Annotated in this window: 16 protein-coding genes; 7 read left to right on the top strand and 9 right to left on the bottom strand. The window is 51.5% G+C overall.

All coding sequences use genetic code 11. The features are described from left to right. Positions 1–125: 125 nt before the first annotated feature. From KD147_RS03160 to KD147_RS03125, 8 genes are read right to left on the bottom strand one after another with little or no spacing between them, the layout of a single operon-like run. Entirely contained in the window at positions 126–785 is a 660-nt protein-coding gene (locus KD147_RS03160) for a CoA transferase subunit B (protein ID WP_105189729.1), read from the bottom strand. 11 nt (positions 786–796) lie between these two features. Then, positions 797–1,498, bottom strand: a complete 702-nt coding sequence (locus KD147_RS03155; protein WP_105189730.1) for a CoA transferase subunit A — start codon at positions 1,496–1,498, stop codon at positions 797–799. An 18-nt stretch (positions 1,499–1,516) separates the two neighbouring features. Then, the gene (locus KD147_RS03150) at positions 1,517–2,428 is read right to left on the bottom strand and encodes a hydroxymethylglutaryl-CoA lyase (protein ID WP_105189731.1); all 912 of its coding nucleotides are present in this window, start codon (positions 2,426–2,428) and stop codon (positions 1,517–1,519) included. Then, positions 2,428–4,392 (bottom strand): acetyl/propionyl/methylcrotonyl-CoA carboxylase subunit alpha, encoded by a 1,965-nt coding sequence (locus KD147_RS03145; RefSeq protein ID WP_212546864.1) that lies wholly within the window; start codon positions 4,390–4,392, stop codon positions 2,428–2,430. Before KD147_RS03145 ends, KD147_RS03150 begins: the two co-directional genes overlap by 1 nt. 3 nt (positions 4,393–4,395) lie before the next feature. Continuing rightward, positions 4,396–5,172 (bottom strand): enoyl-CoA hydratase-related protein, encoded by a 777-nt coding sequence (locus KD147_RS03140; protein ID WP_105215900.1) that lies wholly within the window; start codon positions 5,170–5,172, stop codon positions 4,396–4,398. 8 nt (positions 5,173–5,180) lie between these two features. Further along, positions 5,181–6,788, bottom strand: coding sequence for a carboxyl transferase domain-containing protein (locus KD147_RS03135; protein WP_105189733.1), 1,608 nt, complete (start codon positions 6,786–6,788; stop codon positions 5,181–5,183). A gap of 8 nt (positions 6,789–6,796) precedes the next feature. After that, positions 6,797–7,972, bottom strand: coding sequence for an isovaleryl-CoA dehydrogenase (locus tag KD147_RS03130; RefSeq protein ID WP_105254174.1), 1,176 nt, complete (start codon positions 7,970–7,972; stop codon positions 6,797–6,799). A gap of 5 nt (positions 7,973–7,977) precedes the next feature. After that, on the bottom strand, positions 7,978–8,394 hold the full coding sequence (locus KD147_RS03125; protein ID WP_105254173.1) for a MerR family transcriptional regulator: 417 nt from the start codon (positions 8,392–8,394) through the stop codon (positions 7,978–7,980). A 293-nt stretch (positions 8,395–8,687) separates the two neighbouring features. Between KD147_RS03125 and KD147_RS03120 the strand changes: the two genes are divergently transcribed. The 7 genes from KD147_RS03120 (at position 8,688) to KD147_RS03090 (ending at position 16,243) form a co-directional block, all read left to right on the top strand. Beyond that, complete coding sequence (locus tag KD147_RS03120; RefSeq protein ID WP_212546863.1) at positions 8,688–9,881, top strand: thiolase family protein; 1,194 nt, start codon at positions 8,688–8,690, stop codon at positions 9,879–9,881. 63 nt (positions 9,882–9,944) lie between these two features. After that, on the top strand, positions 9,945–11,435 hold the full coding sequence (locus tag KD147_RS03115) for a CoA-acylating methylmalonate-semialdehyde dehydrogenase (protein ID WP_105254171.1): 1,491 nt from the start codon (positions 9,945–9,947) through the stop codon (positions 11,433–11,435). A gap of 58 nt (positions 11,436–11,493) precedes the next feature. Then, positions 11,494–12,651, top strand: a complete 1,158-nt coding sequence (locus KD147_RS03110; RefSeq protein ID WP_212546862.1) for an acyl-CoA dehydrogenase family protein — start codon at positions 11,494–11,496, stop codon at positions 12,649–12,651. A 9-nt stretch (positions 12,652–12,660) separates the two neighbouring features. Then, a complete protein-coding gene (locus KD147_RS03105) occupies positions 12,661–13,437 on the top strand; it encodes an enoyl-CoA hydratase (RefSeq protein ID WP_212546861.1) in 777 nt (258 codons plus the stop codon). Continuing rightward, positions 13,437–14,570, top strand: a complete 1,134-nt coding sequence (locus KD147_RS03100) for an enoyl-CoA hydratase/isomerase family protein (RefSeq protein ID WP_212546860.1) — start codon at positions 13,437–13,439, stop codon at positions 14,568–14,570. Before KD147_RS03105 ends, KD147_RS03100 begins: the two co-directional genes overlap by 1 nt. 9 nt (positions 14,571–14,579) lie before the next feature. Beyond that, entirely contained in the window at positions 14,580–15,467 is an 888-nt protein-coding gene (mmsB, locus tag KD147_RS03095; RefSeq protein ID WP_212546859.1) for a 3-hydroxyisobutyrate dehydrogenase, read from the top strand. Between the two features lie 2 nt (positions 15,468–15,469). After that, positions 15,470–16,243, top strand: a complete 774-nt coding sequence (locus tag KD147_RS03090) for an SDR family oxidoreductase (RefSeq protein ID WP_105199013.1) — start codon at positions 15,470–15,472, stop codon at positions 16,241–16,243. A 63-nt stretch (positions 16,244–16,306) separates the two neighbouring features. Here KD147_RS03090 and KD147_RS03085 read toward each other — a convergent pair whose 3' ends face one another. Beyond that, positions 16,307–18,046: a hypothetical protein gene (locus KD147_RS03085; RefSeq protein WP_212546858.1), complete on the bottom strand. Its 1,740-nt coding sequence runs from the start codon at positions 18,044–18,046 to the stop codon at positions 16,307–16,309. Between the last annotated feature and the right edge of the window lie 17 nt (positions 18,047–18,063).

The following is an 18,063-nucleotide window of genomic DNA, read 5'->3' as shown; positions in this document are numbered from 1 at the left end:
TACACGGAGGAAGGCGAAAAAAAACCCCTCGCAAGAGGGGTTTTGGGTAACACAGTGCCAACTAGCACTGGGAATGAGGTCGGTACATTTACGGGTATGCCTAAGACACTCTGTCAGGCTATCCGTTAGTCAAAGCTCATTTCTGGTACATCGCCTTCGACGATGAGTTTACCCGCTGTTTTACTGATGATTTCATCAACACTAACACCCGGGGCGCGCTCTAGCAAATGGAAAGCGCCGTCTTTGACTTCTAACACGGCCAGGTCGGTTACTATTTTTTTCACACAATTCACGCCGGTCAGTGGCAGTGAACACTCTTCTAGTAACTTAGAGTCGCCGTGTTTACTGGCATGGGTCATGGTAACAATAATGTTCTTCGCGCCGGCAACTAAGTCCATTGCGCCGCCCATACCTTTAATTAACTTCTTCGGGATCATCCACGAGGCAATGTTGCCGTGCTGATCAACTTCAAATGCACCTAAGACCGTCAAGTCTACATGACCACCGCGGATCATGGCAAAGCTATCGGCACTATTAAAAATCGCTGCACCTTTAGCTGCTGTAACGGTTTCTTTACCCGCATTGATCATGTCTGCATCAAGCTCGTCCTCGGTTGGGTAGGGACCCATACCCAGCAGGCCGTTTTCTGATTGCAGCATGACTTCAATGCCTTTGGGTACATAGTTAGCAACCAGGGTAGGGATACCAATACCCAGGTTTACGTAATAGCCGTCGGCCAATTCTTTGGCAACACGTTGAGCAATTTGTTCACGATTTAATGACATCTTGAGTCTCCTTAGGCTTTACGTGTGGTTACGCGTTCGATGCGTTTTTCAAAGGTACCTTTGATAACGCGATTAACATAAATGCCTGGGGTGTGGATTTGACTTGGCTCCAGTTCACCCGGCTCAACGATTTCTTCTACCTCGGCCACGGTGATCTTACCGGCAGTGGCGGCCATAGGGTTAAAGTTCATTGCCGTGTGGCGGAATACCAGGTTTCCGTAACGGTCTGCTTTCCATGCTTTAACGATGGCAAATTCACCGGTAACGGATTCTTCAAGAATATACGGGCGACCATCAAATTCCTTTACTTCTTTGCCTTCGGCAACCGGTGTACCGTAGCCGGTAGCGGTATAAAATGCTGGAATACCCGCACCGCCGGCACGCATTTTTTCTGCCAGTGTACCCTGAGGTGTCAGTTCTACTTCCAGCTCACCGTCGAGCATTTGTTTTTCGAATAGCGCGTTCTCACCGACATAAGAGGCGATGATCTTCTTGATTTGCTTGTCTTGAAGCAGCACGCCTAAACCGAAATCATCAACACCACAGTTGTTAGAAACCACGGTAAGATCTGTGGTACCCATGCGCTTAATTTCGGCTATTAGGCCCTCGGGGATGCCGCATAGCCCAAAGCCACCGGCGATAATGGTATCGCCGTCTTTTAGTCCTGCCATGGCATCGGCATAACTTGTTACTACTTTATCGAATCCGGACATGTCTAAGCACTCCTAGGTTTATTGTTCTTGGTCACATTGGGCAAGTATGGCATTGGCCACCTTGCTCTGGGGCTGCTTGTTCAGCGCCTTGCAAATTGTAGCGCCTGCTTGGGCCAGTGTTTTTAAATCAATTCCTGTGTCTATGCCAAGTTTTTGTAACAGATAGACCACATCTTCGGTGGCAACATTTCCTGACGCACCTTGGGCATAAGGGCAGCCACCCAGGCCTGCAACCGCACTGTCTACCGTGCTAATGCCCATTTTTAAGGCGGCATAAATGTTACTAATGGCCTGGCCATAGGTATCGTGAAAATGCACCGCAAGCTGGCTTGCATCCAGATGCTCAAGCAACAGGGCAAGCAACTGCTCAACCTCATTGGCCGTACCTACGCCTATGGTGTCACCCAAACTGACCTCATAGCAGCCCAGAGCCAACAATTGTTTACACACTTCAAGCACTTGTTCAGGCGCAACCGCGCCCTGGTAAGGGCAACCTAGGACGCAGCTGACATAGCCGCGTACCTTGATGTTGTTTGCCTTGGCAAGCTCTACCACGGGGCGGAAGCGCTCAATGCTTTCACTGATTGAACAATTGATGTTCTTTTGCGTAAAGGCCTCGCTGGCGGCGGTGAAAATTGCAAACTCGCCCACGTCGGCTGCCAATGCCAATTCCGCACCTTTAAGATTTGGCGTCAGGGCACTGAGCAACACATCATCATGGCGCTCAATGGCAGCAAACACCGCACTGGAGTCGGCCATTTGTGGCACCCATTTAGGCGATACAAAAGCACCGCCCTCAATATGCTTTAATCCCGCCTTGGCCAGGCTGTTGATCAAGGTCACCTTGTCTTCAAGGCTGACATTGACCTCGTTTTGCAGGCCATCACGAGCACCTACCTCAACGACACGCACCTGTTGTGGAAAAGCCATTAGCTTTGCTCCTCAACGATAGCAAGCAGGGCACCATGGCTGACCAATTCGCCCTCGCCATAGCAGTAGCTGCTGAGCACGCCATCGAATGGCGCATTAAGGGTATATTCCATCTTCATGGCTTCCATGACGACTATGGCATCGCCTTGTTTTACCTCGGTGCCAATATCCAGCAGGTGTTTTACCACAGTGCCGTTCATAGGTGCTGCCAGGGCATCGCCACCGCTTTGCTCGGCGCCTACATAGTGCTTAGAGGTCAGGGCGAAGTCATACTGAGCACCCTGATACATGATGCTCAGTGCTTCGTCATCGATTTGAGCATCGGCGCTTAGGCGCTGACCGTCGACTACGGCAACATAGTGACCGTGACCTTGATACTCACCGCTCAAGCTATGGCCTTGGCCATCGATATCGACTTTAATTCCGGTAGATGTCACATGCAGCATGACCTGATGATCCGCTAGCGGCACGGAGATCTCATTGATGGAATTCAGTTTAAAGCCCGATAAACTCTGCCAAGGTGAGGTTGTAGCTGGGGCTTTGCTGGTACCCTGTAAGTGACAATAGTACACCCAAGCAGCCATGGCTAAGGCATGCACATCGGCCTGTGGTGCCTGAGTCAGGTTGTCACAGTTATTGTCGATAAAATGGGTGTCCATGGTGGCATCTTGCAGTGGCTGCGACTCGCACAGGGCTACAAGGAAGCCGGTATTGGCCTTAACGCCGCCAACATAGGTATGGCGTAAAGAGCGCTCCAGCAATGACAGCGCCTGAGCTCGGTTGTCGCCTTTGACGATCAGCTTGGCAACCATGGGGTCGTAGAATGAGCTGATCTCGTCGCCACAGGTAACACCGGTATCAATACGCACGTTTGCATTTTGCTCCGGGAAGCGTAAGTGCGTCAGACGTCCGCTTGAAGGCATAAACTGCTCGCTTGGGTCTTCGGCGTATAAACGGGCTTCAAAGCTGTGGCCTGTGATTGTTACCTGCTCTTGCGAAAGAGGCAAGGTGTCACCGCCGGCAATGGCGATCTGCCACTGCACCAGGTCCACACCCGTAACCATTTCGGTAACCGGGTGCTCTACCTGCAAGCGGGTATTCATTTCCATAAAGAAGAATTCCTCGCCACACAGCAGGAACTCAACCGTACCGGCACCCACATAATCGATGGCTTGAGCACAGCGTACCGCCGCTTCCCCCATGCTCTTGCGCATGGCGTCACTCAGACCGGGAGCGGGGGCTTCCTCAATCACTTTTTGGTGGCGGCGTTGCAATGAGCAGTCGCGGTCGCCCAAGTACACGCAGTTGCCGTGTTTATCGGCAAATACTTGTACTTCCACGTGACGCGGATTATCGACATAACGCTCAATCAACACCAGGTCATTACCAAAGCTGCTGATCGCTTCGCGCTTGGCACCTTCCAGGGCACTGATAAAGTCTTTTTTATCCCGTACCACGCGCATGCCCTTACCACCACCGCCGTAGGCGGCCTTGATAAGCACAGGGTAACCGATTTTATCGGCCTCATCGCTTAGAAAAGTCGGGTCTTGGTTGTCACCGTAATAGCCGGGTACCAAAGGCACGTTGGCGCCAGCCATAATCTCTTTGGCGCGGGTTTTTGAACCCATGGCTTCGATGCTTTTGGCGTAGGGACCAATAAAGGTAATGCCTTTTTGCTCGCACTGTGCGGCAAAGGCTTCATTTTCAGAGAGGAAACCATAACCCGGGTGGATGCAGTCGGCGCCGGCCTGTTCGGCAACGGCAAACAGCTTGTCCATATCCAAGTAAGACGACTTACTCGGTGCCGGGCCTATGTGGTAGGCGCTGTCGGCCATTTGTACGTGCTGAGCATTTGCATCGGCGTCGGAATAGACGGCAATGGTGTGCATACCCAGCATTTTGGCGCTGCGAATAACGCGACAGGCGATCTCACCTCGGTTGGCAATAAGAATTCGTTTTAGCATGAGTTATCCTTGTTGTTGCCAAGCCGGCGCTTGTTTATTGAAAAACGCGTTTAAGCCCGCTTGCCCTTCGTCGCTTACGCGAATGGCGGCAATGCGCTCGGCAGTTAAATGGCGCAGGTCGGCATCAATGTCTTTACCGGCAACGTCATTAATTAAGTTCTTCGCTGCTTTAACGGCCATGGGACCGTTGTCGGTAATGATATCGAGAAACTTGTCGCATTCTGCTTGCAGGTCTTCACACACTTCGTGGATTAGTCCCATGGCGTGCGCTTTGTCGGCGTTAAAGACCTCTGCGGTTAAGAAGTAACGTCTGGCGTTACGCTCGCCGATGGCTTTGATCACATAGGGGCTGATCACAGCCGGGATAAGGCCAAGTTTTACCTCTGACAAACAGAATTTGGCAGTCGGGTTGGCAAGGGCAATGTCACAACTGGCGATTAGACCCAGGGCCCCACCAAAGGCCGCGCCTTGCACCAAACAAATGGTTGGGTGCGGGCAGGTGTGCAGCACATGCATGAGTTTGGCAAGCTCCAGCGAGTCGGCGACGTTGTCCTCGAACGAGTTGTCTTTCATGGATTTCATCCAATTCAGATCGGCACCCGCTGAGAAGTGTTTGCCTTCGCTATTAAGCACCAAGGCACGAATATCGAGTGTGCTTGCATGCTCGATTAAGCGGATCATTTCACTTATTAGCGCATCGTCAAAGGCATTGTGCTTTTCTACGCGCTGCAGAGTAAGCGTGGCGATACGGCTTTTACTAATATTGAGTGTAACTGACATAGCGCCTCCTACATTCTAAACACACCGAATTCGGTGTCTTTTTGTGGCGCGTTCGCAGCCGCTTCAAGGGCTAAACCGAGAACAGAGCGGGTATCCGCTGGGTCGATAATGCCGTCATCCCATAGGCGCGCACTGGCGTAGTAGGGGTGACCCTGGCGCTCATACTGCTCAACGATGGGCTTTTTAAACTCTGCGACTTGCTCATCGCTCATGGATTGACCCTGACGCGCAAGACCATCTTGTTTCACCTGAGCTAGTACGCCGGCGGCTTGCTCACCACCCATGACCGAGATACGGGCGTTAGGCCACATCCACATCATGGTAGGGTCGTAGGCGCGACCACACATACCGTAGTTACCGGCGCCGTATGAACCGCCGATCAACACGGTAAATTTAGGCACTTCGGCACAAGAAACCGCGGTCACCATTTTGGCGCCGTGCTTGGCAATGCCTTCGGCTTCATATTTCTGACCAACCATAAATCCGGTGATGTTCTGTAAGAAAATCAGTGGGATGTTACGCTTGGCACACAGCTGGATAAAGTGGGCACCTTTTTGCGCCGACTCGCTGAAGAGCACGCCGTTGTTAGCGACAATCCCCACCGGGTGGCCATAAATATGGGCAAAGCCGGTTACCAGGGTTTCACCAAAGTAGCGTTTAAATTCATCAAACGATGAATCGTCGACAATACGGGCGATGACTTCGCGTACATCGAAGCTTTTTTTCAGGTCGCTACCGACAATGCCGTAAAGCTCATGAATATCGTAACGAGGCGCTTTCACCTCATTCAGAACAGGCGCCACAGGGCGTACATGGTTTAAACGGGCAATACACTGACGGGCGATAGACAGCGCATGCTCGTCGTTATCGGCATAGTGATCCGCCACACCAGACACCTTACAGTGCACATCCGCACCGCCCAAGTCTTCGGCGCTCACTTCTTCACCAGTAGCCGCTTTAACCAGCGGTGGACCGGCCAAGAAAATGGTGCCTTGCTCTTTAACGATAATGCTTTCATCGGCCATGGCCGGTACATAGGCACCACCTGCGGTACACAGACCCATTACCACGGCGATTTGCGCTATGCCTTTGGCCGACATGCGCGCCTGGTTAAAGAAGATGCGACCGAAGTGCAGCTTGTCTGGGAATACCTCGTCCTGCTCCGGCAGGTTCGCACCGCCTGAGTCCACGAGATAAATACAGGGCAGGTGACAGCGCTCGGCGATTTCCTGGGCACGTAAGTGTTTTTTCACCGTCAGTGGGAAGTAGGTACCGCCCTTAACCGTGGCGTCGTTAGCCACTATCATGCACTCAACGCCTTGAACGCGGCCGATACCGGCGACAACGCCAGCACACGGAATGTCTTGCTCATACACGCCAAACGCGGCGAATTGGCCAATCTCTAAAAAGGGTGAGCCTTCATCGAGCAGGTGTTCGATACGGTCGCGCACAAATAACTTGCCGCGGCTTTGGTGACGTTCTACATATTTAGGGCCGCCGCCACCGCGCAGGGTGGCCGCCTTGTCATGCAGGTCTTGAACCAGGGCACGCATCGCTTCATCATTGACGGCGAACTGCGGGTCCTTAGGGTTTATACTTGAAGATAGAATGGTCATACAACACCTTAGCGGCTTTCGCTGAACAGTTCGCGGCCGATCAACATACGACGAATTTCAGACGTACCGGCACCGATTTCATATAACTTAGCATCGCGTAATAGACGGCCTGTAGGGTATTCGTTGATATAACCGTTACCGCCTAGGATTTGAATCGCATCCAGGGCCATCTTGGTTGCCAGCTCGGCAGCGTAAAGGATAACCGCAGCGGCATCTTTACGTGTGGTTTCACCACGGTCACAGGCGCGGGCTACGGTATACACGTATGAACGCGCGGCATTCATTTGCGTGTACATGTCGGCAATCTTACCCTGGATCAGCTGGAACTGACCGATAGGCGTGTCGAATTGCTTACGCTCGTGGATATAAGGCACAACCACATCCATACAGGCCTGCATGATACCCAGTGAACCGCCAGACAGAACTACACGCTCGTAATCCAGGCCGCTCATTAGCACCTTAACGCCTTCGTTTAGGTTACCCAGGATGTTTTCTTCTGGAACCGCACAGTTTTCGAATACCAGCTCACAGGTGTTTGAACCGCGCATACCTAGTTTGTCTAGCTTTTGCGCTTGAGTGAATCCCGGAGTGTCACGTTCAACGATAAAGGCGGTGATGCCTTTAGGACCGGCGTTAGAATCGGTTTTCGCGTAGATCACATAGGTGTGGGCGTCTGGACCGTTAGTGATCCACATTTTATTGCCGTTAAGGATATAGTGATCGCCTTTTTTCTCTGCCTTTAAGCGCATAGAAACCACGTCTGAACCTGCACCTGGCTCACTCATGGCCAGGGCACCGATGTGTTCACCGCTGATTAGCTTAGGCAGGTATTTTGCTTTTTGTTCTTCGTTACCGTTACGGAAAATTTGGTTTACACACAGGTTAGAGTGAGCGCCATAGCTTAGACCGATAGAGGCGCTGGCACGGCTGATCTCTTCCATGGCAATTACGTGCTCTAGGTAACCCAGGCCGGCACCACCGAACTCTTCGCTAACCGTCATGCCCAACAGGCCCATATCACCAAACTTGGTCCACAGCTCATTAGGAAACATATTTTGCTCATCGGTTTGCTCTGCTAAAGGCGCGATCTCGGCGCTGGCAAAGCTATTAACGTGGGCTCGGATCATGTCGGCGGTTTCGCCTAAGCCAAAGTTAAGCTCTTTATATAGAGAGATAGTACTCATGATGATTAATCCTGTTGTAAATGTGAGAGAGTTTCACGGCAGCGTTTTTCGGCCGTTACGAGTTCCATTAGTACGACTTTAATGTCGTCCATTTGCTGTATTAAGTGTGCTTTTTTCTCTTCGATAAGGTCTAACATAGTGACTAACTGTTTGGCGCTGGATTTGTCGGCGTCGTAAAGCTCGAACAAACGGCCGGTTTCTGCCAGGCTAAAGCCCAGGCGTTTGCCCCGTAAGATCAGCTTTAGACGGACCTTATCGCGTTTTGAGTAAATGCGGGTTTGGCCGTTACGACGTGGCATGATCAGTCCCTGGTCTTCGTAGAAACGAATACTGCGGGTGGTGATATCGAATTCTTTTGCCAGATCGCTGATGGAGAAAGTCTGTTCCGGTTGCTCGCTGGGGCTTTGGCTTTGCTCAGTCATCGTTATTTAGTCTTATCTACTACAAAATATTAACACCAATATAAGTGAAGTTTACGTAAAGGTAAAGCTGGATTTCAACTCTCTTTTGGAGAGGTACAAAATCACAAATATGGGCGCCAGAGCCGGTTGTTATTGGCCTTGCGAGAAAGTGCAGGGGTTTTTAGGAAGCAGGGTTGGGCTGGTTAGATAAGTTTACAGCTCAAAAAGTGGACAGATTAAACTTATCTAATTGACGTTGGCGTAAACGTAAATTTTATGTATGCTCAAGTGAAATTGATTATGGAGACCGGAATATGAGCTCACAGTTAAACGATAACGACATTGTAATTGTCAGTGCGAAGCGTACCGCCATGGGCGGTTTTATGGGCGCCTTGAGCGGCGCAAGTGCCACCGAACTGGGTGCCACTGCTATTAAAGGCGCGCTCGAGAGTGTGAATATTAACCCTAGTGAGATCGATGAAGTCATTATGGGCTGTGTTCTGCCTGCGGGTCTGGGTCAGGCACCGGCGCGCCAGGCAATGATTAAAGCCGGTATGGACAAGCACACCGGCGCAACCACCATTAATAAGGTGTGTGGCTCTGGTCTTAAAGCCGTTATGTTGGCCCATGACCTTATTAAGGCCGGCAGCGTAAACAGCGTAGTGGCTGGCGGCATGGAAAGCATGTCTAATGCCCCTTATATGTTACCTAAAGCCCGTGGCGGTATGCGCATGGGTCACGGTGAAGTAAAAGACCATATGATGATGGACGGTCTTGAAGATGCGTACGATAACCTAGCAATGGGCTGTTTTGCCCAGGCCACGGCGGATCAATACGACATTACCCGCGAACAAATGGACGAATTTGCCGTCGCTTCATTGGAAAAAGCCAATAAGGCCATCGGCAGCGGTGCATTTAGCAACGAAGTTGTTGCCCATACCATCAGCACGCGCAAAGGCGACCTGGTAGTTGATACCGATGAGCAACCTGGTAATGCCCGCCCAGATAAAATTCCTTCGCTACGTCCAGCATTTAAAAAAGACGGCACTATCACTGCGGCAAACTCATCGTCTATTTCAGATGGTGCCTCTGCGCTAGTGGTAATGAGCTATGCTGAAGCGCAAAAGCTGGGTCTTGCGCCTATCGCTCGTATCAGCGGTCACAGCACACATTCGCGTTTGCCTGCGGAATTCACCATTGCTCCCGTGGGCGCCATGGAAAAACTGCTGGCCAAGCTAGAGTGGAGCACGGATGACGTTGATCTATGGGAAATCAACGAAGCTTTTGCCATGGTGACCATGTTGGCCATTAATGAAATGGGTCTGAATAAAGACAAGGTGAACGTTAACGGCGGCGCCTGTGCCCTAGGTCACCCAATCGGTGCCAGCGGTGCCCGTATTCTGACCACACTTATTCACGCTTTGCGTAACCAGGGCAAACGCCGTGGTGTTGCTTCTTTATGCATCGGTGGCGGCGAAGCCGTAGCCTTGGCAGTCGAAGCACTTTAATTTATCCAGCGCCCGTATAACGATAATTTCCGGGCGCGCAGTCAATTTGGGGAGACCTGTATTATGCACAAGGTACCATTATATATCGGCGGCGAAATGCGCCAATCTGAAACATCTCAGTGGTTAGACGTAGTAAACCCGGCTAACCAGGAAGTGCTTGCACAAGTGCCTATGGCCACCGAAGCAGAAGTAAGTGAAGCCATAGCCTCTGCCAAAGAAGCGTTCCAAACCTGGAAAGAAGTACCGGTAAGTGAGCGTGCGCGCATTATGATGCGTTACGCTCAGTTGCTAAAAGACCACCACGACGAGCTGGCCACCATCATCTGTCATGAGCTTGGTAAAACCTTTGAGGATGCCAAGGGCGATGTATGGCGTGGTATCGAAGTGGTTGAGCAAGCGGCTAACGCACCATCGAACATGATGGGTGAAACCGTGTCTAACGTCGCACGTAATATCGACACCTATTCACTTATCCAGCCATTAGGCGTGTGTGCCGGTGTAACACCCTTTAACTTCCCGGCGATGATCCCATTGTGGATGTTCCCACTGGCGATTGTATGCGGTAACACCTTCGTATTGAAGCCGTCTGAACAAGACCCGCTAACGCCAATGCGCTTAGTAGAGCTGTTCGAAGAAGCCGGTGCACCTAAGGGCGTACTGCAAGTAGTTCACGGCACCAAGGGTCAGGTAGATCAGCTACTAGAGCACCCAGATATCCGTGCTATTTCATTCGTAGGTTCTTGTGGTGTTGGTCAGTATATCTACGACAAGGGCACAGCAAACCTAAAACGCGTGCAATGCTGTGTGGGTGCAAAAAACCACATGGTCGTCATGCCAGATGCTCACAAGCAAAACGTCATCAATAACCTGGTTGGTTCATCGGTAGGTGCTGCCGGTCAACGTTGTATGGGTATTTCGGTAGCCGTATTCGTTGGCAGTGCGAAAGACTGGGTTGATGAGCTTAAAGATGCACTGAGTGTTGTTAAGCCAGGTCCTTGGGACCAAGCTGACTCAGCCTATGGTCCGCAAACAACCATCGCCGCGAAGCAACGTATCCTGTCGCTAATTGCCCAAGGTAAGCAAGAAGGCGCCGACTGTCTGCTTGATGGCTCTGACTTCACCGTTGAAGGCTATGAAGAAGGTAACTGGGTTGGACCTACGCTGTTCACCAATGTCACGCCTGACATGGCCATTTACCGCGAAGAAATCTTCGGTCCGGTATTGTGCTGTGTGTTTGTAGATACCCTGGACGAAGCCATTGCCCTTATCAATGACAACCCATACGGTAACGGTACTTCTATCTTTACCGCCAGCGGCGCTGCGGCGCGTAAGTTCCAGCACCATATCGAAGTAGGTCAGGTTGGTGTGAACGTACCAATCCCTGTGCCATTGCCATTCTTCTCGTTCACAGGTTGGAAAGGCTCGTTCTACGGCGACCAGCATACCTATGGTAAGCAGGGTGTCCGTTTCTATACCGAGACCAAGACTATTACCGCGCGTTGGTTTGAAGACGACGTGGTAAGTGGACCAAACATGAGTATTCACCTTAAATAATTTCTTTACGGGTCGCCTGGGAGCGGCCCGATAAGCATGTAGTACAAGAGAGTGTGTTATGGACTTTAATCTTAGTGAAGATCAACTGGCCTTTGCCGATATGGCCGAGCGTTTTGCCAGCCAGGAACTAGCCCCCTTTGCAGCAAAGTGGGATCAGGAACATATTTTCCCCAAAGAAACCATTCAGAAAGCCGGTGAGCTTGGCTTCTGTTCCCTTTACACCCCGGAAGAAGCCGGTGGTTTAGGTCTTTCTCGCCTAGACTCAAGCATTATTTTTGAACAGCTGGCTAAAGGCTGTACGGCGACCACGGCGATGTTGACCATTCACAATATGGCGACCTGGATGGTAGCAAGTTTCGGTACCCAAACGGCGAAAGACATCTATTGCCCTGAGTTGGTAACCGGTGAAAAATTGGCTTCTTATTGTTTGACTGAGCCGGGCAGCGGCTCGGATGCGGCCTCGCTTAAAACCAAGGCCGTACGTGATGGTGACCATTACTACATCACGGGTTCGAAAATGTTTATCTCTGGCGCCGGCAGCACAGAAGTGCTGGTGGTCATGGCCCGTACCGGTGAAGCAGGCCCGAAAGGCATTAGCGCCTTTGTGGTTCCTGCGGACGCGGAAGGTATCAGCTATGGTAAAGCGGAAGAGAAAATGGGCTGGAACGCACAGCCGACTCGTCTGGTTACCTTCGAAAACGTACGTATCCCAGCCGATCACCTGTTAGGTAACGAAGGCGAAGGCTTTAAGTTTGCAATGCAGGGCCTGGATGGTGGTCGTATTAATATCGCCACCTGTTCAATCGGTACCGCACAACAAGCCTTGAACACGGCGAAAGCCTACCTTAAAGAGCGTGAGCAGTTCGGTAAGCCGTTGGCGGCATTCCAGGCATTGCAATTTAAACTGGCGGATATGAACACCGAATTGGTGGCAGCACGTCAAATGGTTCGCCTGGCGGCGTTTAAACTGGACAGTGGCGATAGCGAAAAAACAGCCTATTGCGCCATGGCCAAGCGTTTTGCGACCGATGTGGGCGTGAAGGTGTGTGATGATGCACTGCAGATCCACGGTGGTTACGGTTACATCAAAGAATACCCGCTTGAGCGTCATCTGCGTGATGTACGTGTTCACCAAATTCTCGAAGGTACGAACGAAATCATGCGCTTAATCGTTGCTAGACGTATTCTGGCCGATGAAGTGAACGAAATTCTTTAGGAGGAAGTTATGTCAGCACAAATTCAACTAGAAAAAAAAGGGCACATTGCCGTCCTTACCATGAGTAATCCGCCGGCAAACACCTGGACTGAACAAACGCTAATCAGCCTTAAAGAGCAGGTTGAAGCCCTTAACGCCGATAAAGACATCTTCGCCTTGGTACTGACAGGTGAGGGTGAGAAGTTTTTCTCTGCCGGCGCCGACTTGAATGTATTCGCCAGTGGTGACAAGGGCGTTGCGGCGCAGATGTCACAAGTATTTGGCGCCGCCTTTGAAGCGCTAAGCAATTTCCGCGGTGTGTCGATTGCCGCTATCAATGGTTATGCCATGGGCGGTGGTCTAGAAGTGGCCCTGGCCTGTGATATCCGTATTGCCGAAGAGCAAACACAAATGGCACTGCCGGAAGCCAAGGTGGGTCTGCTTCCTTGTGCCGGTGGTACTCAGAACCTGTCATGGCTGGTGGGCGAAGGCTGGGCCAAGCGCATGATCCTGTGTGGTGAGCGCATTAAAGCCGACAAGGCCAAAGAAATCGGTCTGGTAGAAGAAGTGGTAGCGACAGGTGGTGCCCTTGATAAAGCCATGGCCCTTGCCGAGCAAGTGGGCGACCAAAGCCCGGTAGCGGTTAGCTACTGTAAGGAGCTGATTCAAAAAGGTCGTCACGGCGATATCACCAGTGCACTGCCGCTTGAGCGTGAACTGTTTGTGAAATTGTTCGACACCCAAGACCAAAAAGAAGGTGTAAATGCCTTCTTGGAAAAACGCAAAGCGAACTGGGTGAACGGCTAATGGATACACTGATCCCTCTCAATAACCCAGAATCAGAGGTGGTGTTTGAGCTGGCTCAGTGTAGCAATGGCGCAAAAATCGCCCTTGCTACCTTAAATGTGCCAAAAGCACTCAATGCCTTAAACCTGAATATGATCCGCCTGCTCGACGAGCAGCTGACCAATTGGCAAAGCGACGACGAGGTTGCCTTGGTGATCATCAAGGGCGCCGGCGACAAAGCCTTTTGCGCCGGCGGCGATGTGGTCAGCCTGCACCGCGCCATGGCCACGGGTGAGCCCAAAGACTATGGTAAGACCTTCTTTAGCGAAGAATACCGCCTGGATTATGCCATCCACTGCTATGACAAGCCGATCATCGTGTGGGGTGATGGCTTTATCATGGGGGGCGGTATGGGCCTGATGGCCGGTGCCAGCCACCGCGTGGTCACCGAGCGCTCTAAGCTTGCCATGCCGGAAATCACCATAGGCTTATACCCGGATGTGGGCGGCAGCTATTTCTTGCAAAAAGCGCCAGACCAGGTGGGTTTATTCCTCGGTCTAACCGGGGCATTAATGAATGCCGATGATGCTCGTTTTGCCAGTTTGGCGGATCACAGCATCGACAGCGAGCGCTTTGTTGAGTTGCTCAGCACCTTGTGTGAACAAAGCTGGGGCCAGGTTTCCGCTCTTAATCACGATAAATTGACGCAGCTGTTGAAGAAATTCGAAAGCGAGTCTAAGGCGATGGAAAAAGGTGGCCTGCGCAAGCATCAGGCAGTTATCGCCAAGCTAGCCGAGTTTGACACTCTGGCAGCCAAGGTTGATTACCTGAGCGGCATAGAGACCGAGGATAAGTGGTTGGCCAAGGCCATCAAAACCCTGAAACACGGCTGTCCGCTCAGCGCACACCTGGTTTTCGAACAGCTTAAACGCGCTCAGGGTTTATCCCTTAAAGCCTGTTTCCAAATGGAACTGGGCATGTCGGTAACCTGCTGTCATGTAGGTGAATTCCAAGAGGGCGTGCGCGCGCTCTTGATCGATAAAGACATGGCACCGAAGTGGCAATACCCCACTTTAGAGAGTGTGCCTGCGGATGTAATTGAACGATTTTTTGCACCCATGGGTGAGAGCCACCCGTTGGCAAGCTTAGCTTAGGAGAAAGGCATGGCTAAAATAGGATTTATCGGCCTGGGTAATATGGGCGCGCCAATGGCGCGTAACCTGATTGCCGCCGGCCACCAAGTGCAAGTATTTGATTTAAACCAGCATGTGGTCAGCCAGTTGGCCGAGGAAGGGGCAACGGCGTGTAAGAACGCCAATGATGTCGCCCAGGGTGCGAATTTTGTGATCAGCATGCTGCCAGCGGCCAAGCACGTGAAATCACTTTATTTAGGCGAAGATGGCTTAATTAACCACCTTAATGACGATGCAATCGTGATCGACTGCTCAACCATAGATGCGGCCAGTGCCAAGAGCCTTGGCGAAGCGCTAATGGACAAGGGCATTGCCTTTGTCGACGCGCCGGTTTCAGGTGGCGTAGCAGGGGCCGCAGCAGGTACCTTAACCTTTATCGTCGGTGGCGCGCAGGAACATTTCGACGCGGTTGAGCCCATTTTACAAAATATGGGTAAGAATATTTTCCATGCCGGTGCCATTGGCGCCGGACAAGTGGCTAAAATCTGTAACAATATGCTGTTGAGTATCTTGATGGCCGGTACCAGTGAAGCGCTGCAAATGGGTATCAACCACGGTTTAGACCCTAAAGTGCTGTCTGAGATAATGCTTAACAGCTCAGGCCGTAACTGGACGCTAGAGCTATATAACCCATGTCCGGGTGTGATTGATTCCGTGCCTTCAAGCAACCAGTATCAGCCGGGCTTTATGGTTGATTTGATGGCCAAAGACTTAGGTTTGGCGCTGGAAGCGGCGCAAAACTCAGGCTCGGTAACCCCACTTGGTGCGCTTAGCAAAAACCTCTACACCCTGTTGCAAAACCAAGGGGCAGGAGCGAAAGACTTCAGCGCTATTTTTACCCTATTTGAGAAGAAATAAGCATGGATTTAAATAATAAAACCATAGTTGTCACCGGTGGCGCTCAGGGCCTGGGCTTAGCTATGGCACAAATGGCCGCCGAGCAAGGCGCCCAGTTGGCCCTAATCGATATGGACAGTGCTCTGTTGGATGAAGCCGTGACGCATTTACGTCAGGCCAGTACCAATGCGGATGCAAAAATTAAAGCCTATGTAGCCAACGTCAGTGTTGAGCAGGAAGTGGAAGCAACCTTTGCTGCTATCGCTCAAGACTTTGGTGCCATTCATGGCCTTATCAATAACGCCGGTATTCTGCGCGACGGTCTCTTTATCAAGGCCAAAGAAGGCAAGGTGGTTGATAAGATGTCACTGGCGCAGTTCCAGTCTGTTATTGACGTTAACCTTACCGGTGTTTTCCTATGTGGCCGTGAAGCTGCGGTACACATGGTTGAAAGCGGCGAGGGTGGCGTGATCATCAACATGAGTAGCGTGGCACGTGCCGGTAACATGGGTCAGACCAACTACTCGGCGGCTAAATCCGGCGTGGTTGCCATGACGACCAGCTGGGCTAAAGAGCTGGGTCGTTTTGGTATTCGCGTGGGCGCCATTGCCCCAGGAGTTATTCGTACCAAGATGACGGATGCCATGAAGCCAGAAGCCAAAGAGCGCCTGGTGAAGATGAAGCCGGTAGGTCGCCTTGGTGAAGCCGAGGAAATCGCCCATACCGCCAAGTATATCTTTGAAAACGATTTCTTCACCGGACGTGTGGTAGAAATCGACGGTGGTATTCGTTTGTAAGACGTATATTCGACGTAAAAAAGGCGGTCAATGACCGCCTTTTTTGTGTTCTCTTTTTATGCGTTAGTTCTTGCGAATATGCGAGCTAGAACTTAGCTGTATCCCATGACCATTGATGTCCGTGGTCATTGAACCGGAAATATTTTGCTCGGCCAGAGCTTTTAACTCCGGCGGCAGCTCTTGACCGCTTGCTTCATTGGCGGCGACAACTATTTCCATTAATGGTGCAAGATTAACCGTCATACCAAGCAGGCCATTGGCTTCAAGCGCTTGGTTTTGCAAGGCGCCGGCTTGCTGCTGGGCTTGCTCACCGGTATAGAGGGTAATGTGGTTACCTTTGACCGCTAATTTCACGTCTAAGTCGTGTTCCATACCCATTTCCAGTAGCTCGCTCACTGAAACGGCACTGCCATCGCTTGGAATTGTTACCTGGGCAAGCTCTGGTACCAGCGATTTGGCGGTATTGATGAGTGTCATAGGGTCGTCGGCACTGAGCGTTACCAGGCCGCTAAACTCTTTGATATCAGGCGCATGTGGGTTCGTTAAATCCAGCTCTAAATCGTTTATGGTGACACTGACCCCCTTAACGCCGGCAAACATCCCCGTCGCCATGGCGATGGCCATGGGGTTGGCCCCCTGGGCTTGCTCTTGGGCCATCAATAACGGCTCACATTCAAACTCGGCTTGGGTGAAGGAACTCCATAAGGTGTTGGTTAGTGACCCCACCTTTGACACGTCAATGCCATAGCCCAGGCTCAAAATGGCTGCATCGGCTTGGGTAACATGTTGTGGAATAAAACCGCGCAGGGTAGCCAGGGTGCCAAGCAGGTCGCTATCACTGCTTTCAAAAATAACATCGGCATCAAAATTGGCATAGCTGTTGGTGACTTCTAAATCCGATGTGCCCCATACCACGGCCGGGAATTTGGTGGCGATGGCGGGTAGGTCTTTTTTACAGCCGGGGGTGCGTAGTGCGTCTAGCGCATCTTCCTTACCGGCTTTGGCTATAAAGGTGTCTATCATGGTACCCAGGCGTGAAGGCTTTTCGGCAACCAGGGCTGAAACCAAGGCCTTATTGTCGATAAAATTGACCGAGCTGCCGTCCCAGTCGTATTTTTTCGCATAGGCTTGTAAGCGACCGGTGCCAGCCAAAGAGTTTGCGGGCTTTTTAGTTGCCAAGGCAAGGGCGAGGTCGTCGTCGCTGGTAATCATGTCACTGCTTAAGGTCAGGGTTAACCACTGGCCTTGCACGCTGGTGATGAGTTCGAGAGACTGGCCTTGCTTGGCTTCGAGGATAAACCGGGTGTAGGCGGTGTTAGCCAAAGTTTCTTCTTGATAATTCAGGCCCGCTTTATCGGCCGCTTCTTTAAGTGTAGCGATAAAGGTTTGTGGCTCGGCCAGCTCGATACGGGCAACCGGCATAAGGCCAACCGCATAGGTTAGGTAACGCAGCTCGCTGCCAAACCCCCAAATCTTATCTGCACTCTGATTCACCATGGCCTGCTCATACTTACTCACAACCTCGGCAATGAATACCGCCGTAGCGTCGCCTTCTTGTCTTAGTGCCTCGGTGATTTCACTAAACTGACCGCGTTGTTCATCGCTCAGCATGGTCGCCGGTAGCAGCTTGGCATATTGTTCATAGGGGAAGGGGGCAAGCTGAGAGGCGAAAAACACCGTGTCTGCGGGCACATAGTCCAATTCGGCGAGATTAATTGCAGCGCTGGTTTGATTCGTTTGCTGGTAATACACACCAGCACCAAGGGCAGCAACAACCGCCGCGCCAACGAGGACTTTCTTCATGAGAACTCCATTTCTAT

The sequence above is a fragment of the Pseudoalteromonas sp. BDTF-M6 genome, from assembly GCF_018334135.1.
Lineage (GTDB): Bacteria > Pseudomonadota > Gammaproteobacteria > Enterobacterales > Alteromonadaceae > Pseudoalteromonas.
This window is presented reverse-complemented; position numbering and strand designations above follow the sequence as displayed.

Excerpts from the sequence above, each read along its gene's own strand:
- KD147_RS03115 (WP_105254171.1), top strand. The coding sequence starts at position 9,945 with ATGCACAAGGTACCATTATATATCGGCGGCGAAATGCGCCAATCTGAA.
- KD147_RS03125 (WP_105254173.1), bottom strand. The coding sequence starts at position 8,394 with ATGACTGAGCAAAGCCAAAGCCCCAGCGAGCAACCGGAACAGACTTTC.
- KD147_RS03100 (WP_212546860.1), top strand. The coding sequence starts at position 13,437 with ATGGATACACTGATCCCTCTCAATAACCCAGAATCAGAGGTGGTGTTT.
- KD147_RS03155 (WP_105189730.1), bottom strand. The coding sequence starts at position 1,498 with ATGTCCGGATTCGATAAAGTAGTAACAAGTTATGCCGATGCCATGGCA.
- KD147_RS03090 (WP_105199013.1), top strand. The coding sequence starts at position 15,470 with ATGGATTTAAATAATAAAACCATAGTTGTCACCGGTGGCGCTCAGGGC.
- KD147_RS03150 (WP_105189731.1), bottom strand. The coding sequence starts at position 2,428 with ATGGCTTTTCCACAACAGGTGCGTGTCGTTGAGGTAGGTGCTCGTGAT.
- mmsB (WP_212546859.1), top strand. The coding sequence starts at position 14,580 with ATGGCTAAAATAGGATTTATCGGCCTGGGTAATATGGGCGCGCCAATG.
- KD147_RS03140 (WP_105215900.1), bottom strand. The coding sequence starts at position 5,172 with ATGTCAGTTACACTCAATATTAGTAAAAGCCGTATCGCCACGCTTACT.
- KD147_RS03135 (WP_105189733.1), bottom strand. The coding sequence starts at position 6,788 with ATGACCATTCTATCTTCAAGTATAAACCCTAAGGACCCGCAGTTCGCC.
- KD147_RS03120 (WP_212546863.1), top strand. The coding sequence starts at position 8,688 with ATGAGCTCACAGTTAAACGATAACGACATTGTAATTGTCAGTGCGAAG.
- KD147_RS03110 (WP_212546862.1), top strand. The coding sequence starts at position 11,494 with ATGGACTTTAATCTTAGTGAAGATCAACTGGCCTTTGCCGATATGGCC.
- KD147_RS03145 (WP_212546864.1), bottom strand. The coding sequence starts at position 4,392 with ATGCTAAAACGAATTCTTATTGCCAACCGAGGTGAGATCGCCTGTCGC.
- KD147_RS03130 (WP_105254174.1), bottom strand. The coding sequence starts at position 7,972 with ATGAGTACTATCTCTCTATATAAAGAGCTTAACTTTGGCTTAGGCGAA.
- KD147_RS03105 (WP_212546861.1), top strand. The coding sequence starts at position 12,661 with ATGTCAGCACAAATTCAACTAGAAAAAAAAGGGCACATTGCCGTCCTT.
- KD147_RS03085 (WP_212546858.1), bottom strand. The coding sequence starts at position 18,046 with ATGAAGAAAGTCCTCGTTGGCGCGGCGGTTGTTGCTGCCCTTGGTGCT.
- KD147_RS03160 (WP_105189729.1), bottom strand. The coding sequence starts at position 785 with ATGTCATTAAATCGTGAACAAATTGCTCAACGTGTTGCCAAAGAATTG.